At 68.9% G+C, this 25,397-nt stretch carries 39 protein-coding genes; 2 read left to right on the top strand and 37 right to left on the bottom strand.

The features are described from left to right. Positions 1-3: 3 nt before the first annotated feature. The gene (locus GKC29_RS08210; RefSeq protein WP_155330248.1) at positions 4-1,161 is read left to right on the top strand and encodes a hypothetical protein; all 1,158 of its coding nucleotides are present in this window, start codon (positions 4-6) and stop codon (positions 1,159-1,161) included. A gap of 56 nt (positions 1,162-1,217) precedes the next feature. On the opposite strand, the gene truA is transcribed toward GKC29_RS08210, so the two are convergent. From truA to secY, 12 genes are all read right to left on the bottom strand, one after another. Continuing rightward, the gene (gene truA, locus GKC29_RS08205) at positions 1,218-2,048 is read right to left on the bottom strand and encodes a tRNA pseudouridine(38-40) synthase TruA (RefSeq protein WP_155330247.1); all 831 of its coding nucleotides are present in this window, start codon (positions 2,046-2,048) and stop codon (positions 1,218-1,220) included. A 66-nt stretch (positions 2,049-2,114) separates the two neighbouring features. Beyond that, a complete protein-coding gene (gene rplQ, locus GKC29_RS08200; RefSeq protein ID WP_155330246.1) occupies positions 2,115-2,687 on the bottom strand; it encodes a 50S ribosomal protein L17 in 573 nt (190 codons plus the stop codon). A gap of 32 nt (positions 2,688-2,719) precedes the next feature. Next, on the bottom strand, positions 2,720-3,742 hold the full coding sequence (locus GKC29_RS08195; RefSeq protein ID WP_155330245.1) for a DNA-directed RNA polymerase subunit alpha: 1,023 nt from the start codon (positions 3,740-3,742) through the stop codon (positions 2,720-2,722). Between the two features lie 96 nt (positions 3,743-3,838). After that, positions 3,839-4,465 carry a 30S ribosomal protein S4 gene (gene rpsD / locus GKC29_RS08190; RefSeq protein WP_155330244.1) on the bottom strand — a complete coding sequence of 209 codons (627 nt, stop codon included), beginning with the start codon at positions 4,463-4,465 and terminating at the stop codon, positions 3,839-3,841. A 13-nt stretch (positions 4,466-4,478) separates the two neighbouring features. Then, positions 4,479-4,886, bottom strand: a complete 408-nt coding sequence (rpsK, locus tag GKC29_RS08185) for a 30S ribosomal protein S11 (RefSeq protein ID WP_014440747.1) — start codon at positions 4,884-4,886, stop codon at positions 4,479-4,481. A gap of 18 nt (positions 4,887-4,904) precedes the next feature. Continuing rightward, positions 4,905-5,285: a 30S ribosomal protein S13 gene (gene rpsM, locus GKC29_RS08180; RefSeq protein ID WP_155330243.1), complete on the bottom strand. Its 381-nt coding sequence runs from the start codon at positions 5,283-5,285 to the stop codon at positions 4,905-4,907. A 271-nt stretch (positions 5,286-5,556) separates the two neighbouring features. Continuing rightward, on the bottom strand, positions 5,557-5,670 hold the full coding sequence (rpmJ, locus tag GKC29_RS08175) for a 50S ribosomal protein L36 (RefSeq protein ID WP_012184307.1): 114 nt from the start codon (positions 5,668-5,670) through the stop codon (positions 5,557-5,559). Between the two features lie 92 nt (positions 5,671-5,762). After that, positions 5,763-5,984, bottom strand: a complete 222-nt coding sequence (gene infA / locus GKC29_RS08170; protein ID WP_007073013.1) for a translation initiation factor IF-1 — start codon at positions 5,982-5,984, stop codon at positions 5,763-5,765. A 227-nt stretch (positions 5,985-6,211) separates the two neighbouring features. Next, positions 6,212-6,790: a DUF1707 domain-containing protein gene (locus GKC29_RS08165; RefSeq protein WP_155334033.1), complete on the bottom strand. Its 579-nt coding sequence runs from the start codon at positions 6,788-6,790 to the stop codon at positions 6,212-6,214. A 191-nt stretch (positions 6,791-6,981) separates the two neighbouring features. After that, the gene (gene map, locus GKC29_RS08160) at positions 6,982-7,827 is read right to left on the bottom strand and encodes a type I methionyl aminopeptidase (protein ID WP_155330242.1); all 846 of its coding nucleotides are present in this window, start codon (positions 7,825-7,827) and stop codon (positions 6,982-6,984) included. Between the two features lie 77 nt (positions 7,828-7,904). Then, entirely contained in the window at positions 7,905-8,558 is a 654-nt protein-coding gene (locus GKC29_RS08155) for an adenylate kinase (RefSeq protein ID WP_155330241.1), read from the bottom strand. Beyond that, the gene (gene secY, locus GKC29_RS08150) at positions 8,559-9,884 is read right to left on the bottom strand and encodes a preprotein translocase subunit SecY (RefSeq protein WP_155334032.1); all 1,326 of its coding nucleotides are present in this window, start codon (positions 9,882-9,884) and stop codon (positions 8,559-8,561) included. Positions 9,885-10,233: 349 nt separating this feature from the next. Here secY and GKC29_RS08145 point away from each other — a divergent pair, with 349 nt between their 5' ends. After that, positions 10,234-10,626 carry a hypothetical protein gene (locus GKC29_RS08145; RefSeq protein ID WP_155330240.1) on the top strand — a complete coding sequence of 131 codons (393 nt, stop codon included), beginning with the start codon at positions 10,234-10,236 and terminating at the stop codon, positions 10,624-10,626. Between the two features lie 147 nt (positions 10,627-10,773). Here the strand turns inward: GKC29_RS08145 and rplO are convergent, their stop codons facing one another. The 25 genes from rplO to rpsL all read right to left on the bottom strand — a co-directional run bounded on the left by rplO (position 10,774) and on the right by rpsL (position 25,187). Beyond that, complete coding sequence (rplO, locus tag GKC29_RS08140; protein ID WP_155330239.1) at positions 10,774-11,217, bottom strand: 50S ribosomal protein L15; 444 nt, start codon at positions 11,215-11,217, stop codon at positions 10,774-10,776. Next, positions 11,217-11,399 (bottom strand): 50S ribosomal protein L30, encoded by a 183-nt coding sequence (gene rpmD / locus GKC29_RS08135; RefSeq protein WP_155330238.1) that lies wholly within the window; start codon positions 11,397-11,399, stop codon positions 11,217-11,219. Before rpmD ends, rplO begins: the two co-directional genes overlap by 1 nt. Next, positions 11,399-12,013: a 30S ribosomal protein S5 gene (gene rpsE / locus GKC29_RS08130; protein WP_155330237.1), complete on the bottom strand. Its 615-nt coding sequence runs from the start codon at positions 12,011-12,013 to the stop codon at positions 11,399-11,401. The genes rpmD and rpsE overlap by 1 nt, the downstream gene beginning before the upstream one ends. Before the next feature lie 34 nt (positions 12,014-12,047). Continuing rightward, positions 12,048-12,437: a 50S ribosomal protein L18 gene (gene rplR / locus GKC29_RS08125; protein ID WP_073834923.1), complete on the bottom strand. Its 390-nt coding sequence runs from the start codon at positions 12,435-12,437 to the stop codon at positions 12,048-12,050. Next, positions 12,434-12,976: a 50S ribosomal protein L6 gene (rplF, locus tag GKC29_RS08120; RefSeq protein ID WP_155330236.1), complete on the bottom strand. Its 543-nt coding sequence runs from the start codon at positions 12,974-12,976 to the stop codon at positions 12,434-12,436. The genes rplR and rplF overlap by 4 nt, the downstream gene beginning before the upstream one ends. A 16-nt stretch (positions 12,977-12,992) precedes the next feature. Next, positions 12,993-13,400 carry a 30S ribosomal protein S8 gene (rpsH, locus tag GKC29_RS08115; RefSeq protein WP_155330235.1) on the bottom strand — a complete coding sequence of 136 codons (408 nt, stop codon included), beginning with the start codon at positions 13,398-13,400 and terminating at the stop codon, positions 12,993-12,995. A gap of 93 nt (positions 13,401-13,493) precedes the next feature. After that, positions 13,494-13,679 (bottom strand): type Z 30S ribosomal protein S14, encoded by a 186-nt coding sequence (locus GKC29_RS08110; RefSeq protein WP_007073023.1) that lies wholly within the window; start codon positions 13,677-13,679, stop codon positions 13,494-13,496. Between the two features lies 1 nt (position 13,680). Beyond that, the gene (gene rplE, locus GKC29_RS08105) at positions 13,681-14,250 is read right to left on the bottom strand and encodes a 50S ribosomal protein L5 (RefSeq protein ID WP_155330234.1); all 570 of its coding nucleotides are present in this window, start codon (positions 14,248-14,250) and stop codon (positions 13,681-13,683) included. Continuing rightward, positions 14,250-14,570 carry a 50S ribosomal protein L24 gene (gene rplX, locus GKC29_RS08100; protein WP_012184319.1) on the bottom strand — a complete coding sequence of 107 codons (321 nt, stop codon included), beginning with the start codon at positions 14,568-14,570 and terminating at the stop codon, positions 14,250-14,252. Before rplX ends, rplE begins: the two co-directional genes overlap by 1 nt. Further along, a complete protein-coding gene (gene rplN / locus GKC29_RS08095) occupies positions 14,567-14,935 on the bottom strand; it encodes a 50S ribosomal protein L14 (RefSeq protein ID WP_007465279.1) in 369 nt (122 codons plus the stop codon). The genes rplX and rplN overlap by 4 nt, the downstream gene beginning before the upstream one ends. Before the next feature lie 97 nt (positions 14,936-15,032). Then, a complete protein-coding gene (rpsQ, locus tag GKC29_RS08090; protein WP_155330233.1) occupies positions 15,033-15,308 on the bottom strand; it encodes a 30S ribosomal protein S17 in 276 nt (91 codons plus the stop codon). Then, the gene (gene rpmC / locus GKC29_RS08085; RefSeq protein WP_088982056.1) at positions 15,305-15,541 is read right to left on the bottom strand and encodes a 50S ribosomal protein L29; all 237 of its coding nucleotides are present in this window, start codon (positions 15,539-15,541) and stop codon (positions 15,305-15,307) included. Before rpmC ends, rpsQ begins: the two co-directional genes overlap by 4 nt. Beyond that, complete coding sequence (rplP, locus tag GKC29_RS08080) at positions 15,541-15,966, bottom strand: 50S ribosomal protein L16 (protein WP_007465292.1); 426 nt, start codon at positions 15,964-15,966, stop codon at positions 15,541-15,543. Before rplP ends, rpmC begins: the two co-directional genes overlap by 1 nt. A 3-nt stretch (positions 15,967-15,969) precedes the next feature. Next, positions 15,970-16,824 carry a 30S ribosomal protein S3 gene (rpsC, locus tag GKC29_RS08075; RefSeq protein ID WP_155330232.1) on the bottom strand — a complete coding sequence of 285 codons (855 nt, stop codon included), beginning with the start codon at positions 16,822-16,824 and terminating at the stop codon, positions 15,970-15,972. After that, positions 16,824-17,282 carry a 50S ribosomal protein L22 gene (rplV, locus tag GKC29_RS08070; protein ID WP_155330231.1) on the bottom strand — a complete coding sequence of 153 codons (459 nt, stop codon included), beginning with the start codon at positions 17,280-17,282 and terminating at the stop codon, positions 16,824-16,826. The genes rpsC and rplV overlap by 1 nt, the downstream gene beginning before the upstream one ends. Positions 17,283-17,322: 40 nt before the next feature. Continuing rightward, a complete protein-coding gene (gene rpsS / locus GKC29_RS08065; protein WP_091125151.1) occupies positions 17,323-17,604 on the bottom strand; it encodes a 30S ribosomal protein S19 in 282 nt (93 codons plus the stop codon). A gap of 12 nt (positions 17,605-17,616) precedes the next feature. Beyond that, positions 17,617-18,456, bottom strand: coding sequence for a 50S ribosomal protein L2 (gene rplB / locus GKC29_RS08060; RefSeq protein ID WP_155330230.1), 840 nt, complete (start codon positions 18,454-18,456; stop codon positions 17,617-17,619). A gap of 12 nt (positions 18,457-18,468) precedes the next feature. Next, positions 18,469-18,771: a 50S ribosomal protein L23 gene (gene rplW / locus GKC29_RS08055; protein WP_091125159.1), complete on the bottom strand. Its 303-nt coding sequence runs from the start codon at positions 18,769-18,771 to the stop codon at positions 18,469-18,471. Continuing rightward, positions 18,768-19,418: a 50S ribosomal protein L4 gene (rplD, locus tag GKC29_RS08050; RefSeq protein ID WP_155330229.1), complete on the bottom strand. Its 651-nt coding sequence runs from the start codon at positions 19,416-19,418 to the stop codon at positions 18,768-18,770. Before rplD ends, rplW begins: the two co-directional genes overlap by 4 nt. Further along, entirely contained in the window at positions 19,415-20,080 is a 666-nt protein-coding gene (rplC, locus tag GKC29_RS08045; protein WP_155330228.1) for a 50S ribosomal protein L3, read from the bottom strand. The genes rplD and rplC overlap by 4 nt, the downstream gene beginning before the upstream one ends. Before the next feature lie 11 nt (positions 20,081-20,091). Then, positions 20,092-20,400, bottom strand: a complete 309-nt coding sequence (gene rpsJ / locus GKC29_RS08040; RefSeq protein WP_007073037.1) for a 30S ribosomal protein S10 — start codon at positions 20,398-20,400, stop codon at positions 20,092-20,094. Positions 20,401-20,752: 352 nt separating this feature from the next. Next, positions 20,753-21,946 carry an elongation factor Tu gene (gene tuf, locus GKC29_RS08035; RefSeq protein ID WP_155330227.1) on the bottom strand — a complete coding sequence of 398 codons (1,194 nt, stop codon included), beginning with the start codon at positions 21,944-21,946 and terminating at the stop codon, positions 20,753-20,755. A gap of 222 nt (positions 21,947-22,168) precedes the next feature. Beyond that, a complete protein-coding gene (fusA, locus tag GKC29_RS08030; protein WP_155330226.1) occupies positions 22,169-24,265 on the bottom strand; it encodes an elongation factor G in 2,097 nt (698 codons plus the stop codon). A gap of 75 nt (positions 24,266-24,340) precedes the next feature. After that, on the bottom strand, positions 24,341-24,811 hold the full coding sequence (gene rpsG / locus GKC29_RS08025) for a 30S ribosomal protein S7 (RefSeq protein ID WP_155330225.1): 471 nt from the start codon (positions 24,809-24,811) through the stop codon (positions 24,341-24,343). Between the two features lies 1 nt (position 24,812). Continuing rightward, positions 24,813-25,187, bottom strand: a complete 375-nt coding sequence (gene rpsL / locus GKC29_RS08020) for a 30S ribosomal protein S12 (protein ID WP_007465318.1) — start codon at positions 25,185-25,187, stop codon at positions 24,813-24,815. Between the last annotated feature and the right edge of the window lie 210 nt (positions 25,188-25,397).

The following is a 25,397-nucleotide window of genomic DNA, read 5'->3' as shown; positions in this document are numbered from 1 at the left end:
GACATGGTGTATCGGTACGAGTCCGATGAGGACGCATTCGTGGAGCACCCGGAGCCCGGGTCGGACCTGTCGGCGCTCGGCCCTGGTTCGCCTCCGCCGGCGGGGCCGTCGCCGTCCCGCTTCCCCACCCCGTCACTGCCCCGGACCACCCGGAGACCACCGCCACCCCCCGAGCCCGCCCGCCCGCCGGCTCCCGAGCCGCCCCGCGCGCCGGCACCGAAGCCCGCCCCCACGTTCGCGCCGGAGCCCGCCGCCACGTACAGCGCGGAGCCGGTCCCCGCACGGGCGCCGGCGCCCGCACCAGCGGCGGAGCCGTCCCGCGCACCGGCCGCCACGCCACCCCAGGCGGAGGTCTACTCCCCGGCCGCAGCACCCCCGCCCCGCGGCGGCGGCCGGATGTGGCAGGTCGTGGTCGGCGGCGCGGCGGTGCTGGTCCTGCTCGCGCTCTGCGGGCTCGGCGCGGCCGCCCTGCTCGGCGAGCGCGGTGCTGACCTCGTCAACCCGCCGAACAACCAGCCCGCGGCGGCGGACGAGAGCCCCGAGCCGGAGGCGAACGACCTCGACTCCCGGGACACCGACCAGGCACCGCTGAGCGCCAAGGAGGTCTTCCCGGGCAAGCAGCTCGTCGTCTCCGACGGGCAGCCCGCGTACCAGGTGCTGAAGACGCAGTCCAGCGGCAGCTGCGCCGTCGCCGCCACCGGCGAGGTCGCCGACTTGCTGACCCGCCTCGGCTGCAACCAGGTGGTCCGGGCGACGTTGCGCACCCGGGACGGCGACCACCTGGTCACCGCCGGCCTGTTCAACCTCACCGACCGGGCCAGCGCCGAACGCGCCCGCGACCGGATCCGGCAGATGCTCGACGAGCGGCAGGGCCGGTTCCGGGGCATGGCCGCCGACGAGGAGTCCGAGGCGATCGCCACCGCCCCGGCCCGGGTCGGCTGGCAGGTACGCGGCCACTACCTCGCGTACGCGCTGGTGGCCCGCTCCGACGGCGAGTCCGTCCGCGCCGGCGACACGCAGGTCCGCGAGATCCTCTTCGACATGATCGAACTGCACCTCAACCAGGGCGTCCTGGAGCGGCGGGCGAACGGCGGCGTGGCCGGCCAACCCACGGCCGACCCCGACGACGGCACCGCCTCCCAGAACGGCACCCGGAACTGAGCTTCGGGCACAGCGGGTGCGGGGCTGTCCGGCCGCGCACCCGCTCCGCCGTGCGCTCAGCTCTCCACCGGTACGCGCAGCCGCCGGGTGAGGTCCGCGCGGCGGGCGTACTCGGCCGGGTCCCCGGGGTAGCCGACGGCGACCAGGGTGAGCCCGTGCGCGGGGGCGACCGTCACCTCACTGGCCCGCTCCCGGCGGCTGAGCAGGCCGGCCGGCCATTCGACCGGCCGCCGGCCGTCCCCGACGGTCAGCATCGCGCCGACCAGACTGCGCACCATCGCCTGGCAGAACGCGTCGGCCTGGACGGTGGCGACGAGGATGCCGTCCGGATCCCGCCGCCAGTCGAGCCGGGTCACCTCGCGCAGCGTGGTGGCGTTCTCCTTCCGCCGGCAGTACGCGGCGAAGTCGTGCTCCCCCACCAGCCCGGCGGCGGCGGCGGTCAGCGCCGCCAGGTCGAGCGGCCTCGGCCAGGCGAGGGTGTCGTGCCGGCGCAGCGGCTCCGCGCCCCAGGGTGTGTCGGTGACGCGGTACTCGTAGCGCCGGAAGGTCGCCGAGAACCGCGCGTCGAAGTCGACCGGCACCTCGGTCATGGCCCGCACCCGCACGTCGGTGGGGAGCAGCCGGGCGAGCCGGCGCAGCAGCCGCCCCTCGTGCTGCCGCCAGACGTCCGCCGGCAGGTCGACGTGGCAGACCTGCCCGGTGGCGTGCACCCCGGCGTCGGTCCGGCCGGCCACGGTCAGGCCGGTCGCGGTCCCGGCGCCGAGCACCAGGTCGAGGGTCTGCGCGAGGACCCCGGCGACGGTACGCCGCTCCGGCTGGGCGGCCCAGCCGGAGAAGCCGCTGCCGTCGTACGAGACGTCCAACCGCAGCCGGATGCCCTCGTCCACCTCGTACCCCCTCTGACGCCGCGGGCCCGACACCCCAGGGGGTGCCGGGCCCGACGAAGACCCTGATCAGGCCTTGTTCTGCTCGTTGTTCTCCTCGACGGCGAGGTCGCTGTCCTCGCGCGCCTCGGCGGTGTCACCCGACGCCGACACGGGCGCCTCGGCGTCCTGGTCGTTGTCGGCCGACTTCGGGGCCTCCTCGGCCGGGGCGAGCGCCTCGACCTTGTCCTGCTGGGCGGCCTTGCGGGCGGCGGTCTTCTTGTTCGCCTTCGGCTCGGCGACCTGCAGCTCCTCGACCAGCTCGATGATCGCCATCGGGGCGGCGTCACCCTTGCGCGGACCGGTCTTCACGATCCGGGTGTAGCCGCCGTTGCGGTTGGCGTACCGCGGCGCGATCTGGTCGAACAGGGCGTAGACCACGTCCTTGTCCTTGACGACGGCGAGCACCCGACGCCGGGAGGCCAGGTCACCGCGCTTGGCCTTGGTGATCAGCTGCTCCGCGAGCGGACGCAGCCGCCGGGCCTTGGTCTCGGTGGTCTGGATCTTGCCGTGCTGGAACAGCGACGTGGCCAGGTTGGCCAGCATCAGCCGCTCGTGCGCCGGGCTGCCGCCGAGGCGGGGACCCTTGGTGGGCGTGGGCATTCTCGGTGCTCCTCGTTAATCCTCAGCCGCGCTTACAGCTGCTCAGTCTCGCGGTAGTCCTCGGTGTCGTAGTCGGCCTCACCGAAGGCGTCCACGACGTGCGCCGGGTCGAAGTTCGGGGCGGAGTCCTTCAGCCCCAGACCCATCCCGGCGAGCTTCATCTTGACCTCGTCGATCGACTTCTGGCCGAAGTTGCGGATGTCGAGGAGGTCGGCCTCGGTACGCCCGATGAGCTCACCAACGGTGTTGATGCCCTCGCGCTTGAGGCAGTTGTAGGAGCGGACGGTGAGGTCCAGCTCCTCGATCGGCAGCGCCAGGTCCGCCGCCAGCTGGGCGTCCTGCGGGGACGGCCCGATGTCGATGCCCTCGGCGGTCTCGTCCAGCTCCCGGGCCAGGCCGAAGAGCTCGACCAGCGTCGAACCGGCGGAGGCCAGCGCGGTGCGCGGGCCCATCGACGGCTTGGTCTCGACGTCGATGATCAGCCGGTCGAAGTCGGTCCGCTGCTCGACACGGGTCGCCTCGACGCGGTAGGTGACCTTCAGCACCGGCGAGTAGATCGAGTCGACCGGGATACGGCCGATCTCGGCGCCGGCCTGCTTGTTCTGCGCAGCCGTCACGTAGCCGCGACCCCGCTCGACGGTCAGCTCCATGTCGAGCCGGCCCTTGCCGTTGAGGGTGGCGAGCTTCAGGTCCGGGTTGTGCACCGAGACGCCGGCTGGGGGCTGGATGTCACCCGCGGTCACGTCGCCCGGGCCCTGCTTGCGCAGGTACATGCTGACCGGCTCGTCGTGCTCGGAGCTGACGCACAGCTCCTTGATGTTCATGACGAGCTCGACCACGTCCTCCTTGACCCCGGGGATCGTGGTGAACTCGTGCAGCACACCGTCGATCTTGATCGAGGTCACCGCCGCGCCGGGGATGGACGACAGCAGCGTCCGGCGCAGCGAGTTGCCCAGGGTGTAGCCGAAGCCCGGCTCCAGCGGCTCGATGGTGAACCGGGACCGGGTCTCGTTGATCGACTCCTCGGAGAGGGTCGGTCGCTGGGAGATGAGCATGTCTTCTCTTCTCTTCCGGGGCGCCCGCCATATGACGCCCACGACACAAACGGTTCCGGTGGCCCGCCCCGGAGGGCGGGCCACCGCAACGAGCTCTTACTTGGAGTAGAGCTCGACGATCAGCTGCTCCTGGACCTGGGTGTCGATCACCTGGCGGGCCGGGAGCGAGTGCACGAGGATCTTCATCTGGCTCGGGATGGCCTCCAGCCACGCCGGAACCGACCGCGAACCGGCCTGAGCCTGCGCCACCAGGAACGGGGTGAGCTGCTTGCTCTTCTCCCGGACCTCGATGATGTCGTGCTCCTTGACGCGGTACGACGGGATGTCGACCTTCTTGCCGTTCACCGTGAAGTGACCGTGCTTGACCAGCTGACGGGCCTGGTCCCGGGAGCTGGCGTAGCCGGCCCGGTAGACCACGTTGTCCAGCCGCGACTCGAGGATCTGCAGGAGGACCTCACCGGTCTTGGCCTGCTTGGCCACGGCCTCCTCGTAGTAACCGCGGAACTGCTTCTCCAGCACGCCGTACACCCGGCGGGCCTTCTGCTTCTCCCGGAGCTGGAGCAGGTACTCCGTCTCCTTGGTGCGGCCACGGCCGTGCTGCCCGGGCGGGAACGGCCGGGACTCGAACGGGCACTTCGGGCCATCGCACTTGCTGCCCTTGAGGAACAGCTTCATCTTCTCCCGCCGGCAACGGCGGCAGTCAGCACCGGTGTAACGAGCCATCTCTCTCTACCTCTCAGACCCGGCGACGCTTCGGCGGACGGCACCCGTTGTGCGGCTGCGGGGTCACGTCGGAGATCTGCCCGACCTCGAGACCGGCGGCCTGCAGCGAACGGATGGCGGTCTCCCGGCCGGAGCCGGGGCCCTTGACGAACACGTCGACCTTGCGCATGCCGTGCTCCATCGCCCGACGCGCGGCGGCCTCGGCGGCCAGCTGCGCGGCGAACGGGGTCGACTTGCGGGAGCCCTTGAAGCCCACCTGGCCCGACGAGGCCCAGGAGATGACCGCACCGGTCGGGTCCGTGATGGACACGATGGTGTTGTTGAAGGTGCTCTTGATGTGCGCCTGCCCGTGGGCGACGTTCTTGCGTTCCTTGCGCCGGACCTTCTTGACGGCGGCTCCGGCACGAGCCTTCGGTGGCATAAGTCTGTGCGCTCCTAATTACTTCTTGCCGGGCTTCTTCTTGCCGGCGACGGTCCGCTTCGGGCCCTTGCGAGTGCGGGCGTTGGTCCGCGTCCGCTGGCCACGAACCGGCAGACCGCGGCGGTGCCGGATGCCGGCGTAGCAGCCGATCTCGACCTTGCGGCGGATGTCAGCGGCGACCTCGCGGCGCAGGTCGCCTTCAACCTTGTAGTTGCCCTCGATGTGGTCGCGGAGCTGCACGAGCTCCTCGTCCGTGAGGTCCCGGGCGCGCTTGTCCGGCGAGATGCCGGTGGCGGCGAGCGTCTCCAGGGCGCGGGTGCGACCCACGCCGAAGATGTAGGTGAGCGCGATCTCCATCCGCTTGTCGCGGGGGAGATCGACGCCGGCTAGACGTGCCATGTGCGGGCGTACTCCTCGTGATGTGCTGGCGGAGGTGTGGACCCGCCCCACCCCGCTACCGGCCGTCCCTGTCCTTCCGGCGCCTGTCAGCACCGGCGACCGGGATCGGTCGTTGCCCGAGCGGGCCCCGGCCTCCGACCGGGGGTCAACCACGATGAGGTACGCGCTGCGCACTCCCGCGGCTGGGACGAGCATGTGATGTGTTGTGTCAGGATCTGCGGCCCGGACCGGTTGTCGACCGGCCGCGGTGTCGCGACCGGCCGGAACTGGTTCAGCCCTGGCGCTGCTTGTGGCGCGGGTCGGTGCAGATGACCATGACCCGGCCGTGCCGGCGGATCACCCGGCACTTGTTGCAGATCCGCTTGACGCTCGGCTTGACCTTCACGGTTGCCTTACTTCCCATCTGGCCCGGCGACGCGGTGTTCGCGACTCCGGGCGACGAAGACGGACACGGGACTCACCCGGCCGCCGTCAGGCTTACTTGTAGCGGTAGACGATGCGCCCTCGGGTCAGGTCGTACGGCGAGAGTTCGACGACGACCCGGTCCTCCGGCAGGATGCGGATGTAGTGCTGCCGCATCTTGCCGCTGATGTGAGCCAGCACCTTGTGACCGTTCGCGAGCTCCACGCGGAACATGGCGTTCGGCAGGGGCTCGATGACCCGGCCCTCGATCTCGATGGCTCCGTCTTTTTTCGGCATGTCCTCCGCTGTCCTGACGTCGGTTGCTCCGGACGGCCCACAACGTCTTACACGGGACTGATCAAGATCAGATACCCGCGCCAGCCGCGGCTCCGACGCCCACCGAAGCGCAGGGTGGGCATGCCGGAGTGGACGCTGTGCGCCGATCAGAAAGTGTACGCCCGCCTGCGCGCCGCCGCCAAACCGACCACCCATTGCCGGCGCTACGAACAGAATGATCCGGACGTTCAGCCCGATTCGCCCGGAAGTTTCCTACTCTCGCGTCGCGCCGCCTTCCGCTCCCGCTTGCGGGCCCGCTTCTCCCGGCGCCGCTGCCGGCGCCGCTCCCGCTCGGCCGCCCAGCGCGCCGGCTCACCCGACGTGATCCCGAGCACAGTGCGGACCAGCAGCACCGCTCCCCACGGACCCGCCACCCACCCGGGCCAGAAGTAGAGCGCGTCCCCGGCCAGCAGCGACGTCACCGCCCAGACCGCCACCACGATCGGGACGACCTTCAACCACGGCTCCCACACCTCGACGAGCCACCGGGCGACGACCGGACGGGCACCGACGGCCGGCATCCCGGCCGACCCGGTCACCCCGCCCGGCGGGGCGAGGGCGTTCCCGCCCGGGACGGCGAGCGCCGAGGCCGCGGCGCCGGCCGGTGCCGGCAGGTCCGCGAGCAGCGCGTCGAGTTCGCCGTACGTGCGGGCGGTGTACGCCTGCTGGAGGCGCTCGTCGTACTCGTGCAGGTCCAGACGCCCCTCGTCCACGGCCGCCCGCAACCGGTCGGCCACCGCCTGCCGGTCGGCGTCGGCGGCCCGCATCCCGTCCCGCCCCTGCATGCGTTCCAGCATGCCACCGGCGTGCCATCGGTCGCGATCCCGCGACGGCCGGTCCCTTGGTCGACTCCGTGCCGCCGCCATCGTGGCATCCCCGGTGGGCCGAAACAGCGATGGCACCGGCATCGGGTTGATCACGTGAGTCGGACGGGTCAGGCGGCCAAGGCCCGGACGGGTCAGGCGGCCGGAGCCGGCTGGCGGGCGGTGACCAGGTCGCCGAGGCGCTCCCGGCCGCCGTCCGGCGCGGTGAGCACCCACACCCCGTCGGGCAGCAACGCCATGGTGTGCTCGACGTGCACGGCCATCGACCCGTCCCGGGTCACCACGGTCCAGCCGTCGGCCAGCTCCGCCGTACGGGGCGAGCCCAGGGTGATCATCGGCTCGATGGCGAGGGCCATGCCGGGCACGAGGCGGGGCCCCTTGCCCGGGCGTCCGTGGTTGAGCACGTGCGGGTCCTGGTGCATCTCGGTGCCGATGCCGTGGCCGCCGTACCCGTCGACGATGCCGTACCGCCCGCCCTTGCGGACCGCCGTCTCGACGGCGTGGGAGATGTCGGTGAGCCGGCCCCTGCCGCTGGCGGCGCCGCGGGCGGCCGCGGCGATGCCGGCCCACATCGCGTCCTCGGCGACCGCGGCCATCGTCAGCAGCGCCGGGTTCACGTCGCCGACGCCGACGGTGATCGCGGCGTCGCCGTGCCAGCCGTCCAGCACCGCACCGCAGTCGATCGAGATGAGATCGCCGTCCTGGAGCACCTGCCGGGGGGACGGGATGGCGTGCACGACCTGCTCGTTGACCGAGGAGCAGATCGAGGCGGGGAAGCCGTGGTAACCCTTGAAGGAGGGGACCGCGCCGGCCTCGCGGATGGTGGCCTCGGCGATGGCGTCCAGGTCCGCGGTGCTGACACCGGGCGCGACGGCCTCGCGCATCCGGCGGAGCGCCTCGGCCACCACCAGCCCCGCGGCCCGCATCTTTTCGATCTGGTCAGGAGTCTTCAGCTGGATGTCCAGCTGGGGACGGCGCATCGGGTCGTTACCTTTCCTGCCGAAGAGCGGGGCACGCCGTCGCGTACCCCGCTCCTCGCACTCTATCCACCGAGGGGTCAGCCACCGTACGAGCGCAGGGCGTCGATGGCGCGGACGGTGACGTCCTCCACCGGGCCCGTGGCGTCGATCCCCACGAGCTTGCCCTGGGCGCCGTAGTAGTCGACCAGCGGCGCGGTCTTGTCGGCGTACTCCCGCAGGCGCGTGGCGATGGTCTCCGGCTTGTCGTCGTCCCGCTGGAACAGCTCGGCGCCGCACCGGTCGCAGATGCCCTCGCGCGTGGTGGCGTCGAACTCGACGTGCCAGATCTTGCCGCAGCCCCGGCAGGTGCGCCGGCCGGAGAGCCGCCGGATCACCTCGTCGTCGTCGACGACCAGCTCGAGCACGAGGTCCAGAGCGGTGCCGAGGTCCGCGAGGAGCTTGTCCAGCGCGGCGGCCTGCGGTGTCGTACGCGGGAAGCCGTCGAGCAGGAAGCCCTCGCTCGCGTCCGGCTCGGCGAGCCGGTCCCGCACCATGTTGATGGTGACCTCGTCCGGCACCAGCTCGCCGGCGTCCATGTACCGCTTCGCCTCGACGCCGAGCGGGGTGCCCTGCGACACGTTGGAGCGGAAGATGTCACCCGTCGAGATCTTCGGCACCGCGAGGTGCGCGGCGATGAACTCCGCCTGCGTGCCCTTGCCCGCCCCCGGCGGGCCAACCAGAACGAGTCGCATCTACCGCAGGAACCCTTCGTAGTTCCGCTGCATCAGTTGGCTCTCGATCTGCTTGGTCGTCTCCAGACCGACGCCGACCATGATCAGCACAGCGGTGCCGCCGAACGGGAAGTTCAGGTACTGCTGCTTGTCCAGCCAGATGAAGAAGAAGTTCGGCAGGATCGAGATGACGCCCAGGTAGAGAGCGCCCGGCAGGGTGATCCGGCTGAGGATGAAGTCCAGGTAGTCGGCGGTCGGCTTGCCGGGGCGGATGCCCGGCACGAAGCCGCCGTACTTCTTCATGTTGTCCGCGACCTCGGTCGGGTTGAACGTGATCGAGACGTAGAAGTACGTGAAGAAGATGATCAACAGGAAGTAGACCGCGATGTAGATCGGGCTGGTCGGGTCGACCAGGTTGTTCTGGATCCACGCCTGGGTCTTGCCGGGGTCCGTCTGGTCGAAGAACTGCAGGGCCAGCTGCGGCAGGTAGAGCAGCGACGAGCCGAAGATCACCGGGATGACGCCGGCCTGGTTGACCTTGAGGGGGATGTATGTCGAGGTGCCGCCGTACATCCGCCGGCCGATCATCCGCTTGGCGTACTGCACCGGGATCCGGCGCTGCGCCTGCTCGATGAAGGTGACCGCGGTGATGACGACCAGGACCAGCGCGATGACGAGCATGAACTTGCCCCAGCCCTGGCTCTCCTTGATCGTCCAACCCTCGGCGGGGAGGCGGGCCGCGATCGAGGCGAAGATCAGCACGGACATGCCGTTGCCGACGCCCCGGTCGGTGATCAGCTCACCGAGCCACATCACCACGCCGGTGCCGGCGGTCATCGTCATGACCAGGATGCTCAGGGTCAGCCAGTCCGGGATACCGGTCCCCTCGGGGATGATCGGGAACTGGTCGCACTGGTTGTTGAAGAGCTGGCCCGAGCGGGCGAGGGCGACGAACGCCGATGCCTGGAGGACACCCAGGCCCAGGGTCAGGTACCGGGTGTACTGGGTGATCTTCGCCTGGCCGGCCTGGCCCTCCTTGCGGAGCTGCTCCAGCCGCGGGATCACCACGGTCAGCAGCTGCAGGATGATCGACGCGGTGATGTAGGGCATGATGCCCAGCGCGAAGACCGACAGCTGCAGGAGCGCACCACCGGAGAAGAGGTTGAGCAGGTTCAGGACCCCCGTGGAGCCCTGCGTAGCGTCGATGCACTTCTGCACGTTGGTGTACGACACCCCCGGACTGGGCAGCGTGGCACCGAGCCGGTAGATCGCAATGATGCCGACTGTGAACAGCAGCTTCTTGCGCAGGTCAGGCGTGCGGAACGCACTGAGAAAGGCGGACAGCAACGATTCCTCCTGCGCGAAGGCCGCGTGGCCGTTCGCCACCACGGGCACCATCAGACTGGCGACCTAGACGACGCCGAGGTCACACCTTAACAGGCCAGTCCATCACGACACCACAGGACGGTCTCGTGCGGTAACTGCACGGGCGCTCCAGCTAGCCGCCGAACGGTGAACTACTCCCTCCGGCAACTTCGCCCCACACGGCTGGGAGGCCGAACGAGTGCGATACGGCGGCCGCAGGCGCCCCGGGAGCCGCGGGTACCGGGACGATGACAACGATCCCCGTCGCTTGACCTTGATCCATCCGAACGCTAACCTCGCGTCACCGACCGCTACAACGAAGGGACACGGGGTGATCTCCAAGCACACCATCGCCAGAGCCGGCGCGATCCTGGCACTCATAGTTGCCGGTTTTGTAGCCGTCCCGGCATCTGCCGCATCGGCCGCCAGCTGCGACGTTCACATCGGAACCACGCGCAAGAGCGGAAGCCAGATCGTTGGCTACGGCAGTATCCAGGGGTGCTCGAGCAGCTCGATCGCGACACTCAGCATCCAGAAGCAAACTTGCATCGGATGCTGGTCAACCCTGAAGACGGCGAGGGTCAACGGGCCAGGCTACGATCAGTACATCTACTACAACTGCAGCGGCACTGGCACGCAAACCTACCGTACCACCATCTCAGGTAACACTATCGGCGGTGGTTACAAGTTCAAGGCTTCTAACAGCATTCGAGTCTCCTGCTAGCTCAGGATAGACAAACGAACTGGGCCCGCGCTTCGCGCGGGCCCAGTTCGTTTCGTAGCTGCGGTCACTTCCAGTGCCGTCAGCATGCAACGAAAGTTCTCTCGAGTGGGCAGGCGGACGGATCCACCTACCCACTCGATGCTCGCCTTACAGCTCGGTGACCGAGCCACCGGCGGCGGTGATCTTCTCCTTGGCCGACGCGCTGAACGCGTGCGCCGAGACCTGGAGCGCCACCCCACCGAGGTCGCCGGTGCCGAGCACCTTGACCGGCTGGCCCTTGCGGACCGCACCGGCCTCGACCATCTCGACCGGACCGACCTGACCGCCGTTCGGGAACAGCTCGGCGAGCCGGTCCAGGTTGACGACCTGGAAGGTCACCTTGAACTTGTTCTTGAAGCCCTTCATCTTCGGCAGGCGCATGTGGATGGGCATCTGCCCACCCTCGAACGCCGCCGAGATGTTCTTGCGGGCCTTCGAGCCCTTGGTACCGCGGCCGGCGGTCTTGCCCTTGGAGCCCTCACCGCGACCCACGCGGGTCTTCGCGGTCTTGGCACCGGGCGCCGGACGCAGGTGGTGGACCTTGATCGTCATTACTCGACCTCCTCGACCTTCACGAGGTGGTTGACCGTGAAGATCATGCCGCGGATCTCCGGACGGTCCTCCTTGACCACCACGTCGTTGATCCGCTTGAGGCCGAGCGAACGCAGCGAGTGACGCTGGTTCTGCTTGGCCCCGATCTCGGACCGGACCTGGGTGACCTTCAGGCGAGCCATCAGGAAGCCACCTCCGCCCGCGACGCCAGCATGGCGGCCGGCGCGACGTCCTCGACCGGCAGACCACGACGGGCGGCGACGGCCTCGGGGGACTCCAGCCCCTTCAGCGCCGCCACCGTGGCGTGCACGATATTGATCGGGTTGGACGAACCGAGGCTCTTGGAGAGCACGTCGTGGATACCCGCGCACTCCAGCACGGCGCGCACCGGCCCACCGGCGATGACGCCCGTACCGGCCGAGGCCGGCTTGAGCAGCACGACGCCGGCGGCGTCCTCGCCCTGCACCGGGTGCGGGATCGACTGGCCGATCCGCGGCACCTTGAAGAAGTGCTTCTTGGCCTCCTCGACACCCTTGGCGATCGCCGCGGGCACCTCCTTGGCCTTTCCGTAGCCCACGCCGACGGTGCCGTCGCCGTCGCCCACGATCACCAGGGCGGTGAAGCTGAAGCGACGACCACCCTTCACGACCTTGGCGACGCGGTTGATCGCGACGACCCGCTCGAGGTGCGGGGTCTTCTCGACGGGCGCGTTTCCGCGGCCGCCCTCACGGCGGTTGTCGCGGCGACCACCCTCGTTGCCACCGGACCCGCCGCCACGGCGCTGTTGACCTGGCATCAGCAGCCTTCCTTTTCTCTCGTGACGGGGATTGTCAGAACTCGAGCCCGGCTTCGCGGGCGGCGTCGGCGAGCGCGGCTACCCGCCCCGCGTACCGGTTGCCACCGCGGTCGAAGACGACCTTGGAGATGCCGGCCGCCTTCGCCCGCTCGGCGAGCAGCGCACCGACCTTGCCGGCCAGGGCGCTTTTGTCGCCCTCGGCGCCCCGCAGCGACGCGTCCAGGGTCGAGGCCGACGCCAGGGTGTGACCCTTGGTGTCGTCCACGATCTGGGCGACGATGTGCCGCAGGGAGCGGGTGACGACCAGGCGGGGACGCTCGGCCGTACCGCTGATGTTCTTGCGGACCCGGAAGTGCCGGCGCGCACGCCCGACGGCGCGCTTGGCGGCGACGCCGCGGCGGCGCTTGAGCAGCGTGGCGCTCACTTCTTACCTGCCTTTCCAGCCTTGCGGCGGATGACCTCGCCCTGGTACTTCACACCCTTGCCCTTGTAGGGCTCCGGCGGGCGGATCTTCCGGATGTTCGCGGCAACCTCGCCGACCAGCTGCTTGTCGATGCCGGCCACGTGGAACAGCGTCGGCTTCTCCACCGTGAAGGTGATGCCCTCCGGCGCCGGCACGAGGACCGGGTGCGAGAACCCGAGCGCGAACTCCAGGTCCTTGCCCTTGGCGGTGACCCGGTAACCGGTACCCGCGATCTCCAGGCTCTTGCGGTAGCCCTCGGTGACGCCGACGATCATGTTGGCGACCAGGGTACGGCTCAGGCCGTGGAGCTCCTTGGCCTTGCGCTCGTCGTTCGGGCGGGCGACGTTCAGCTGCCCGTCCTCGGCCCGCTCGATGGTGATCGGCTCGGCCAGGGTGTGCGAGAGCTCGCCCTTGGGGCCCTTGACCTTGACGGTCTGGCCGTCGATCGTGACGTCGACGCCGGCTGGCACCGGGATCGACTTACGTCCAATACGCGACATTTCTACCTGTCTCCCGTTACCAGACGAAGGCGAGGACTTCCCCGCCAACGCTCCGCTTGCGGGCCTGCCGATCGGTGAGCAGCCCCTGGGACGTCGAAATGATCGCCACGCCCAGACCGCCGAGCACCCGCGGGAGCTCGCCCGACTTGGCGTACACCCGGAGGCCGGGCTTGGACACGCGCTTGATGCCGGCCAGGCTCCGCTCGCGGTTCTGGCCGTACTTCAGCTCGACGACCAGTCGCTTGCCGACGGCGCCCTCCTCGGGCTCCTCGACCGACCAGGTGGCGATGTAACCCTCGGTCTTGAGGACCTCGGCGATGTTCGCCTTGATCTTCGAGTAGGGCATCGTCACCCGGTCGTGGTACGCCTGGTTGGCGTTACGCAGACGCGTGAGCATGTCTGCGATCGGGTCGGTCATCGTCATTAAACTCGTCAACCTTTCTCGCCGGGGTTCCCGGGACCACCCGGGCCTACGGCGAAGAGACAGTGCAGCTGACGCGCGGAGCGCGCCGGGCTATTACCAGGAAGCCTTGGACACGCCGGGCAGCTCACCGCGGTGGGCCATCTCCCGGATGCAGACCCGGCAGAGACCGAACTTGCGGTAGACCGCCTTCGGACGCCCGCACCGCTGGCAGCGGGTGTACGCGCGAACCGAGAACTTCGGCTTCGCGGCCGCCTTGAGGATCAGCGCCTTCTTGGCCATCTCAGTTCTCCTTGAACGGGAAGCCCAGGAGCTTGAGCAGCGCCCGGCCCTCGTCGTCGGTCGTGGCGGTGGTGACCACCGTGATGTCCATGCCCCGCTGGCGATCGATCTTGTCCTGGTCGATCTCGTGGAACACCGACTGCTCGGTCAGACCGAACGTGTAGTTGCCGTGCCCGTCGAGCTTGCGCCCGTCGAGGCCGCGGAAGTCACGGATACGCGGCAGTGCGATCGACAGCAGCCGGTCCAGGAACTCCCACATCCGGTCGCCGCGCAGGGTGACCTTCGCGCCGATCGGCATGCCCTCGCGCAGCTTGAACTGCGCGATGGACTTGGTGGCGCGCCGCACCTGCGGCTTCTGGCCGGTGATGGTCGCCAGATCGCGGACGGCGCCCTCGATCAGCTTGGCGTCCCGGGCGGCCTCGCCGACACCCATGTTGACGACGATCTTGACCAGCCGCGGCACCTGCATCGGGTTGCCGTAGTTGTACTGCTCGCGCAGCTGGGCCACGATCTCGTTGCGGTACCGCTCCTTGAGGCGCGGCATGGTCTTGGTTTCGGTAGCCGTGGTCATCACAGGTCCTTACCGGTGCTACGCGCGATGCGGACCTTCTGGCCGTTCTCGTCGATCCGGTAGCCGACGCGAGTCGGCTTGCCGTCGGAGTCCACGACCATCACGTTCGAGACGTGGATCGGGGCCTCCTGGGTGACGATGCCACCGGTCTTGGCGCCACGCTGGGTGGTGCTGATGCGGGTGTGCTTCTTGACCCGGTTCACGCCCTCGACCAGGACCTTGTCCTGCCGCGGGTAGGCCGCGATGACCTTGCCCTTGGCACCCTTGTCCTTGCCGGCGATGACGACGACCGTGTCGCCCTTCTTGACCTTCACGGTCACAACACCTCCGGCGCGAGAGAAATGATCTTCATGAACCGCTTGTCCCGCAGCTCCCGGCCCACCGGGCCGAAGATACGGGTGCCGCGCGGGTCCCCACCGTCCTTGATGATGACGGCGGCGTTCTCGTCGAAGCGGATGTACGAACCGTCCGGCCGCCGCCTCTCCTTGGCGGTGCGAACGACGACCGCCTTGACGACGTCGCCCTTCTTCACACCGGCACCGGGGATCGCGTCCTTGACGGTGGCCACGATGACGTCGCCGATGCTCGCGTAGCGCCGACCGGAGCCGCCGAGCACGCGGATGCACAGGATCTCCCGGGCACCCGTGTTGTCGGCGACGCGCAGTCGCGACTCCTGCTGAATCACGTCTATCTCCTATGTCTGCCGGTTCTCCGGCCGCACGAGGCGGCCGGAGCCTGGCGGAACCTGCGCCCGACCGATGCCGGCCGAGCTTGAGCCTTCGCTACTTGGCCTTCTCGAGGATCTCCACGAGCCGCCACCGCTTGGTGGCGGACAGCGGCCGGGTCTCCATGATCAGGACCCGGTCGCCAATGCCGGCGGCGTTCTGCTCGTCGTGGACCTTGAGCTTGCTGGTGCGGCGCATGATCTTGCCGTACAGCGCGTGCTTGACCCGGTCCTCGACCTCGACGACGACGGTCTTCTCCATCTTGTCGCTGACCACGAGACCCTCACGCACCTTGCGACGGGCCCGCGCGGCGGCGGTCGTGTTCTCGCTCATGAAGCAGTCACCTCAGTCGGCGCGGCCGAGAGCCCCAGCTCACGCTCACGCATGATCGTGTAGATCCGGGCGATCTCCCGACGGATGACCTGCAGCCGCCGGTTGTTGTCCAGCTGCCCGGTTGCGGCCTGCACGCGGAGGTTGAACAGCTCCGCCTTGGCCTCGCGCAGCTTCGTGACCAACTCCTCCTCGGAGAGCTCACGCAGCTCGGCGGCCTTAACGCCCGCTGCCATCAGGATTCACCCACTTCGCGCGTAACAATCCGGCACTTCATCGGGAGCTTGTGGATCGCGCGGCGCATCGCCTCACGCGCGATCTGCTCGTTGGGGAAGGACATCTCGAAGAGGACCCGCCCCGGCTTCACGTTCGCGACCCACCACTCGGGCGAACCCTTACCGGAACCCATCCGGGTCTCGGCCGGCTTCTTGGTGAGGGCCTGGTCCGGGAAGATCGTGATCCAGACCTTGCCGCCACGCTTGATGTGACGGGTCATCGCGATACGCGCCGACTCGATCTGGCGGTTGGTCACGTACGCCGGCTCGAGAGCCTGGATCCCGAACTCGCCGAACACCACCCGGTTACCACCCTTGGACGCGCCGCTGCGGTCCGGGTGGTGCGGCTTGCGGAAGCCCTTCGGGGGCTTGCGCGGCATCAGCATCTGTCAGCCCTCCTGCTGCGTTTCTGCCGCGGCGGCGACGGCGGACGCGTCCACCGGCTCGCCACTCGGCGTCTCGGCCTGCTGCGCGATGGTGGTCGCGGCTGCCCGGCCGGCCTCGGTGCCACCGGCGGTCGTGCCGGCGGAGCCGGACCGACCACGGCGCGGCCGCTCGGGGCGGTCGCCGCGCTCACGGCGCGGGCGCGACGGAGCCTCGGCCGGGGTCTCCCGACCCGGCACCGCGTCGCCCTTGTAGATCCAGACCTTCACGCCGATCCGGCCGAAGGTGGTACGGGCCTCGAAGAAGCCGTACTCGATGTTGGCCCGCAGCGTGTGCAGCGGAACCCGACCCTCGCGGTAGAACTCGGTCCGGCTCATCTCGGCGCCGCCGAGACGGCCCGAGACCTGGACCCGGATGCCCTTGCAGACCGGGTTCTTCATCGCGGACTGCATGGCCTTGCGCATCGCCCGACGGAAGCTGACCCGGCTGGACAGCTGCTCGGCCACGCCCTGCGCGACGAGCTGCGCGTCCGACTCGGGGCTCTTCACCTCGATGATGTTGAGCTGGACCTGCTTGCCGGTCAGCTTCTCGAGCTCGCCACGGATCCGGTCGGCCTCCGCGCCCTTACGGCCGATGACGATGCCCGGCCGGGCGGTGTGGATGTCGACGCGGACCCGGTCCCGGGTGCGCTCGATGTCGACCTTGGAGATCCCGGCGCGCTCGAGGCCCTTGGACATCATGCGGCGGATCTTGACGTCCTCGCCGATGTAGTCCTTGTAGAGCTTGTCCGCGAACCAGCGGGACTTCCAGTCGGTCGAGATGCCGAGCCGGAACCCGTGCGGGTGAACCTTCTGACCCATTACTCCGCACCCTCCGTCGTGCTCTGCGTCTCGGCCGGCGCAGCCTGCTTCGCCGGGGCCGCCTTCTTCGCCGCCGACTTCTTCGGCGCGGCCGGGGCGACCGCCTCGACCGCGACCGTGATGTGGCAGGTCCGCTTGCGGATCCGGTACGCCCGGCCCTGCGCCCGCGGCTGGAACCGCTTCATGGTCGGGCCCTCGTCCACGTACGCCTCGCTGACGAGCAGCGCGTCGGGGTCCAGCCGCTCGTTGTTCTCCGCGTTGGCGATCGCGCTCGCGAGCACCTTGTACACCTGCTCGCTCGCAGCCTGCGGCGCGAACTGCAGCACCGTGAGCGCCTCCTTCGCGGGCAGGCCGCGGACGAGGTTGACCACCCGGCGCGCCTTCATCGGCGAGATGCGCACGTACCGCGCAACCGCCCGCGCGCCCGGAAGCACCGGAGCGTCGCCCTTTCCTGGCATCGCTGTAACCCCTTGTTCCTCTATCCGTATGCCCGCGGCGTCAGCGCCGGCGGCTCTTCCGGTCGTCCTTCTCGTGACCCTTGAACGTGCGGGTCAGCGCGAACTCGCCGAGCTTGTGCCCGACCATCGCCTCGGTCACGAACACCGGGACGTGCTTGCGTCCGTCGTGCACCGCGATCGTGTGGCCCAGCATCTCGGGGATGATCGTCGAGCGCCGCGACCAGGTCTTGATGACGTTCTTCGTGCCCTTGTCGTTCTGCGTCTCCACCTTCTTGATCAGGTGGTCGTCGACGAACGGGCCCTTCTTCAGGCTGCGAGGCATGTCTTATCTCCCTCAGCCGCGCTTACGCGTGGCGTAGCGGCGGCGGACGATCAGCCGGTCACTCGGCTGGCCCTTACGACGGGTGCGGCCCTCGGGCTTACCCTGCGGGTTGACCGGGTGGCGACCGCCGGAGGTCTTACCCTCACCACCACCGTGCGGGTGGTCGACCGGGTTCATGGCGACACCACGGACGGTCGGGCGCTTGCCCTTCCAGCGCATGCGGCCGGCCTTGCCCCAGTTGATGTTCGACTGGTCGGCGTTGCCGATCTCACCGACGCTGGCGCGGCAGCGCACGTCCACCCGCCGGATCTCACCGGACGGCATGCGCAGGGTCGCGTACGCGCCCTCGCGGCCCAGCAGCTGGATGCCGACGCCGGCCGAACGGGCCAGCTTGGCGCCGCCACCCGGGCGCAGCTCCACGTTGTGGATCGTGGTACCCACCGGGATGTTGCGCAGCGGCAGGTTGTTGCCCGGCTTGATGTCGGCGCTCGGACCCGACTCGACGGTGTCGCCCTGCTTCAGGTCCTTCGGGGCGATGATGTAGCGCTTCTCGCCGTCGAGGTAGTGCAGCAGCGCGATCCGCGCGGTGCGGTTCGGGTCGTACTCGATGTGCGCGACCTTCGCCGGCACGCCGTCCTTGTCGACCCGCTTGAAGTCGATGATCCGGTACTGCCGCTTGTGGCCGCCACCGTGGTGCCGGGTGGTGATCCGGCCGTGGGCGTTGCGACCGCCCTTCTTCGGCAGCGGGGCCAGCAGCGACTTCTCCGGCGTCGACCGGGTGATCTCGGCGAAGTCGGCGACGCTCGAGCCACGCCGGCCCGGCGTCGTCGGCTTGTACTTACGGATAGCCATTGTCTACACCCCTCAGCTGACCGGGCCGCCGAAGGCCTCGATGCGGTCACCGTCAGCCAGCTTCACCATCGCCCGCTTGGTGTCCTTGCGCTTGCCGAACCCGGTGCGGGTCCGCTTGCGCTTGCCCTCGCGGTTGAGCGTGTTGACCGTCAGGACGCGGACGTTGAAGATCTGCTCGATAGCGATCTTGATCGCGGTCTTGTTCGCGTCCGGGTGCACCAGGAAGGTGTACCAGTTGCGGTTCAGCTCGCTGTAACTCTTCTCCGAGACGACCGGCGCCACGATGATGTCGCGCGGGTCGGCGATCGTGCTCACTTGCCACCCTCCTCGGTGGTCTCGGCGGGAACGCCCAGGAACTCGTCCAGGGCCTCCTTGGTGAAGACCACGTCGTCGGCCACCAGCACGTCGTACGTGTTGAGCTGGCCGGCTTCGATCAGGTGCACCCGCGGCTCGTTGCGCAGCGACACCCAGTTCAGCTCGTCGGTGCTGCTCAGCACGACCAGCACCCGGCGGGCGTCGGTCAGCTTCGTCAGCGTGGCCAGCGCGGCCTTGGTCGACGGCTTCTCGCCCGAGACGAACGCCTCGACGACGTGCACCTTGCCGGCGCGGGCCCGGTCCGAGAGGGCGCCACGGAGCGCGGCGGCCTTCATCTTCTTCGGGGTCCGCTGGCTGTAGTCGCGCGGCACGGGACCGTGCACCACGCCACCGCCGGCGAACTGCGGCGCGCGGATCGAGCCCTGCCGGGCACGACCGGTGCCCTTCTGCTTGTACGGCTTCTTGCCGCCGCCGGCGACCTCGCCGCGGGTCTTGGCCTTGTGCGTGCCCTGCCGGGCCGCCGCGAGCTGGGCCACCACGACCTGGTGCATCAGCGCGACGTTGGCCTGCGCGTCGAAGATGTCGGCGGGCAGCTCCACGGAGCCGCTCTTGGTGCCTTCGACGGTGAGGACGTCAACGGTGGTCACTTGGCCGCACCGCCCTTCTTCGCCTTGGTCTTGGCCGCGGTACGGACCAGGACCAGCGCGCCCTTGGGGCCGGGGATGGCGCCACGGACGAGCAGGAGGTTGTTCTCGGTGTCGACCGCCTGGACGGTCAGGTTCTGGACGGTGTAGCGCACGCCACCCATCCGGCCGGCCATCCGGGTGCCCTTGAAGACACGACCCGGGGTGGCGCAGGCGCCGATGGAGCCCGGCGAGCGGTGCTTGCGCTCGACACCGTGGCTGGCGCGCAGACCGTGGAAGCCGTGCCGCTTCATCGGGCCGGCGTAGCCCTTGCCCTTGGTCTTGCCGGTCACGTCGACCGAGATGCCGGCCGGGAACTGCTCGACCGTGACCTCCTGGCCGAGCGAGTACTCGGCGGCGTCGACCGTGCGCAGCTCGACGATGTGGCGCCGCGGCGCCACGTCGGCCTTCGCGTAGTGACCGCTGATCGGCTTCTTGACCTTGCGCGGGTCGATGGCGCCGTACGCCAGCTGGACCGCCGCGTAGCCGTCCCTCTCAGCGCTGCGAACCTGGCTGACGACGCACGGGCCGGCCTGCACCACGGTCACGGGAACAACACGGTTGTTGTCCCAGACCTGGGTCATGCCGAGCTTCGCGCCCAGGATCCCCTTGACTTGCCTGTCCATTTGTCCGATCCCTACAGCTTGATCTCGATGTCGACGCCAGCCGGCAGGTCGAGGCGCATGAGCGAGTCGACCGTCTTCGGGGTCGGGTCGATGATGTCGATCAGCCGCTTGTGCGTGCGCATCTCGAAGTGCTCGCGCGAGTCCTTGTACTTGTGCGGCGAGCGGATTACGCAGAAACGGTTGATCTCCGTGGGCAGCGGCACCGGGCCTGCGACCTGCGCCCCGGTGCGCGTCACCGTCTCGACGATCTTCCGAGCCGAGGAGTCGACGACCTCGTGGTCATAGGCCTTGAGCCGGATGCGGATCTTCTGTCCCGCCATGGTGGCTTCTGTTCCTTCTCTCGATGCCGCTGTGTTGCGGGCGCCTGTACCGGCTGGTACAGGCCCACTTCGCCGACCCCCGCGGTCGGGCGTGTCGCGCCCTCGGGCCAGGCTCCGCCCCGGGACTCCGGAGCGATACCGACCGCGCGGTGGGTCATGGCGCCGATCGCACTACCGCGACCTGGACGCCGTGCGAGGGTGGTTGGCGGACTGGCCGCCAACCACCCTACGCCCGACTGGCCCTCCCGCCCGGAGGTTCGGCAGAAGCCGAACGCAGGCGGTCGAACCGTCGTTACGCAACCTGACTAGTATGCCGCACGACCGGCGGCGGGTCTAATCGGGGTTACCCAGCTCACTTGATGATCTTGGTGACGCGACCCGCGCCAACCGTACGACCACCCTCGCGGATCGCGAACTTGAGGTTCTCCTCCATCGCGATCGGCTGGATGAGCTTGACGCTCATCGTGGTGTTGTCGCCCGGCATGACCATCTCGGTGCCCTCGGGGAGCGTGACGACACCGGTGACGTCCGTGGTCCGGAAGTAGAACTGCGGACGGTAGTTCTGGAAGAACGGGGTGTGCCGGCCGCCCTCCTCCTTGGAGAGGATGTAGACCGTCGCCTCGAACTCCGTGTGCGGGGTCGTGGTGCCCGGCTTGATGACGACCATGCCGCGCTCGACGTCCTCGCGCTTGATGCCACGCAGCAGCAGACCGACGTTCTCACCCGCGCGGGCCTCGTCGAGCAGCTTGCGGAACATCTCGATGCCGGTGCAGACCGTCTTCTGCGACTTCTCGCGGATACCGACGATCTCCACCTCCTCGTTCGGCTTGAGGATGCCGCGCTCCGCGCGACCGGTGACGACGGTGCCACGACCGGTGATCGTGAAGACATCCTCGATCGGCATGAGGAACGGCTTCTCGGTCTCGCGCTCCGGCTGCGGGATCGCGGTGTCGACCGCGCTCATCAGCTCGAGCAGCTTGCCGGTCCACTCGGGGTCACCCTCGAGGGCCTTCAGCGCCGACACCCGGACGACCGGCAGGTCGTCACCCGGGTACTCCTGCGCCGAGAGCAGCTCACGGACCTCGAGCTCGACGAGCTCCAGGAGCTCCTCGTCGTCGACCATGTCGCTCTTGTTGAGCGCCACGACGATGTACGGCACGCCGACCTGACGGGCCAGCAGCACGTGCTCGCGGGTCTGCGGCATCGGGCCGTCGGTCGCCGCGACCACCAGGATCGCGCCGTCCATCTGGGCGGCACCGGTGATCATGTTCTTGATGTAGTCGGCGTGACCGGGGCAGTCGACGTGCGCGTAGTGCCGCGCCTCGGTCTGGTACTCGACGTGCGCGATCGAGATCGTGATGCCGCGGGCCTTCTCCTCCGGCGCCTTGTCGATCTCGTCGAACGGCGTGTACGGGTTCAGGTCCGGGAACTGGTCGTGCAGGACCTTGGTGATGGCCGCCGTCAGCGTCGTCTTACCGTGGTCGATGTGACCAATGGTGCCGATGTTGACGTGCGGCTTAGTCCGCTCGAACTTCGCCTTCGCCACTGGTGTCCTCCTGTGGACTTTCTTGGTTCGTTCGCCCCGGTGCGCCGGTCGGCGCTTAGGACTCTGTCGACAGCCTTTCCGACCTGACGGCCGGAGAGCCTTTGTGGGTTCTGCGGCGATGAAGCCTACAGGCCCGGATTCACACAACCCGACCGAGGTGGCCGCGGGCGGGAGAACCCTCCCGCGACCACACCCGACTCATCGGATCAGCTCAGGCGAGCGTCACTCACCGGTCGCCTTGGCGATGATCTCCTTGGCCACCGAGGCCGGAACCTCGGCGTAGGAGTCGAACTGCATGCTGTAGCTAGCCCGGCCCTGGGTCTTCGACCGCAGGTCGCCGACGTAGCCGAACATCTCCGACAACGGCACCAGGGCGCGGACGACGCGGGCACCGCCGCGCTCCTCCATCGCCTGGATGATGCCGCGGCGGGAGTTGAGGTCGCCGATGACGTCACCCATGTTCTCCTCAGGAGTGGTGACCTCAACGGCCATCATCGGCTCGAGCAGCGCCGGGTCGGCCTTGCGGGCCGCCTCCTTGAGCGCCATCGAGCCGGCGATCTTGAACGCCATCTCGGACGAGTCGACCTCGTGGTACTGACCGTCCACCAGCGTCAGCTTCACGCCGACGAGCGGGAAGCCGGCGAGGATGCCGTACTGCATGGCGTCCTGCGCGCCCGCGTCCACCGAGGGGATGAACTCCCGGGGGATGCGGCCACCGGTGACGGCGTTCGCGAACTCGTAGGTCGGGGCCTCGTTGTCCAGCGGCAGCGGCTCCAGGCTGATGATCACCCGGGCGTACTGGCCGGAACCACCGGTCTGCTTCTTGTGGGTGTACTCGACCTTCTCCACCTGACGGCGGATGGTCTCGCGGTACGCCACCTGCGGCTTGCCGATGTTCGCCTCGACGTTGAACTCGCGGCGCATCCGGTCAACCAGGATGTCCAGGTGCAGCTCGCCCATGCCGGAGATGACCGTCTGGCCGGTCTCCTCGTCCAGCTTGACGCGGAAGGTCGGGTCCTCCTCGGCCAGCCGCTGGATGGCGGTGCTGAGCTTCTCCTGGTCGGCCTTGGTCTTCGGCTCGATGGCCACCTCGATGACCGGCTCCGGGAAGGTCATCGACTCGAGGATGACCGGGTTCGCCGGGTCGCACAGGGTGTCACCGGTGGTGGTCTGCTTCAGACCCTGGACCGCGATGATGTCGCCGGCCTTGGCGGAGCCGCGCTCCTCCCGCTTGTTGGCGTGCATCTGGTAGATCTTGCCGACCCGCTCCTTGCGGTCCTTGGTGGAGTTGACCACCTGGGACCCGGACTCGACCACGCCGGAGTAGACCCGGACGTAGGTGAGCTTGCCGAGGTGCTTGTCGGTCTGGATCTTGAACGCCAGGCCGGAGAACGGCTCCGAGGTGGACGGCTTCCGCTGCATCGGGGTCTCGCCGTCGGTCGCGGTGCCCTCGATCGCCGGAATGTCCAGCGGCGACGGCAGGTAGTCGACCACGGCGTCGAGCATCGGCTGGACGCCCTTGTTCTTGAAGGCGGAGCCGCAGAGGACCGGGTTGGCCTTGCCGGAGATGGTGGCCCGGCGGATGGCGGCCTTGATCTCCTCGACGGAGATCTCCTCGCCCTCCAGGTACCGCTCCATCACCGAGTCGTCGACGTCGGCCAGCGTCTCCATCAGCTTCTCGCGCCACTCGGCGGCGGCGTCGGCCAGGTCGGCCGGGATCTCCTCGACCGCGTAGTCCTCACCCTTCTGGGTCTCCCCGCGCCAGGTGAGGGCGCGCATGCCGATCAGGTCCACGACGCCGATGTGGTCGGCCTCGGTCCCGATCGGGATCTGCAGCACGAGCGGCGTGGCGTTGAGCCGGTCGATCATCATCTGCACGCAGCGGAAGAAGTCGGCGCCGGTCCGGTCGAGCTTGTTGACGAAGCACATCCGGGGGACGTTGTACTTGTCGGCCTGACGCCAGACGTTCTCCGTCTGCGGCTCCACGCCGGCGACACCGTCGTAGACCGCGACCGCACCGTCCAGAACGCGCAGCGACCGCTCGACCTCGACCGTGAAGTCGACGTGGCCGGGCGTGTCGATGATCTGGATCGTGTGGCCCTTCCACTCGCACTTCGTGGCGGCGGAAGTGATGGTGATACCGCGCTCCTGCTCCTGCTCCATCCAGTCCATGACGGCAGCGCCCTCGTGGACCTCACCGATCTTGTAGGTGATACCGGTGTAGAACAGGATCCGCTCGGTGGTAGTGGTCTTACCGGCATCGATGTGCGCCATGATGCCGATGTTGCGTACGTTGGCGAGCGCGTCTGCGGCGGCCACTTCAATCCCTACTTATCGTCGTCTCGACACAACTGGTGGCGGTTCCGGCGCCTGGTGGGCGCCGGAACCAAGGTGTTACCAGCGGTAGTGCGCGAAGGCCTTGTTGGACTCGGCCATCTTGTGGGTGTCCTCGCGCCGCTTGACGGCGGCACCGAGGCCGTTGCTCGCGTCCAGCAGCTCGTTCATCAGCCGCTCGACCATGGTCTTCTCGCGCCGCGCCCGGGCGTAGGTGACCAGCCAGCGCAGACCCAGGGTGGTCGCGCGGGCCGGGCGCACCTCGACCGGCACCTGGTAGGTGGCGCCACCGACGCGGCGGCTGCGCACCTCGAGGGTCGGCTTGACGTTGTCCATCGCCCGCTTCAGGGTGACGACCGGGTCGGTGCCGGACTTCTCGCGGCAGCCCTCGAGGGCCGCGTACACGATGCTCTCGGCGAGCTGCCGCTTGCCGCGCAGCAGGATCTTGTTCACCAGCTGGGTGACCAGCGGCGAGTTGTACACCGGGTCAGCGACCAGCGGCCGCCGCGGAGCGGGTCCCTTACGCGGCATGTCAGCTCTTCTCCTTCTTCGCGCCGTAACGGCTGCGCGCCTGCTTGCGGTTGCGGACACCCTGGGTGTCCAGCGAACCGCGAACGATCTTGTACCGCACGCCGGGGAGGTCCTTCACACGGCCGCCACGCACGAGCACGATCGAGTGCTCCTGCAGGTTGTGGCCGACGCCCGGGATGTAGGCGGTCACCTCGATCTGGCTGCTGAGCTTGACACGAGCGACCTTGCGCAGCGCCGAGTTCGGCTTCTTCGGGGTGGTGGTGTACACGCGGGTGCACACGCCGCGCCGCTGGGGAGACCCCTTGAGCGCCGGGGTCTTGGTCTTGGTCGTCTTGGCCTGGCGGCCCTTTCGGACCAGCTGCTGAATGGTGGGCACCGGGTTTCTCCGCTCCCTTCGGCCGCTGCGAGGCGACCGCGCCGTCTGCTCTAGCCGGCCGGATGGACGGCTCTCCTACATTCCAACCAGGGCCACCTGACGGGGTCCCAGCACCCGCGGTCGGGCGTGTCGCCCGGCTCACGGTTCCCGGATCGTCGCTCGCGCGGAACCCGGGGGTCTGTCACCGGCACGCGGCAGGCCGTGCGCCGG

This window comes from Micromonospora sp. WMMC415 (assembly GCF_009707425.1).
GTDB lineage: Bacteria > Actinomycetota > Actinomycetes > Mycobacteriales > Micromonosporaceae > Micromonospora.
The sequence above is the reverse complement of the archived record's forward strand: the minus strand, read 5'-3'. Positions and strand labels throughout refer to the sequence as shown.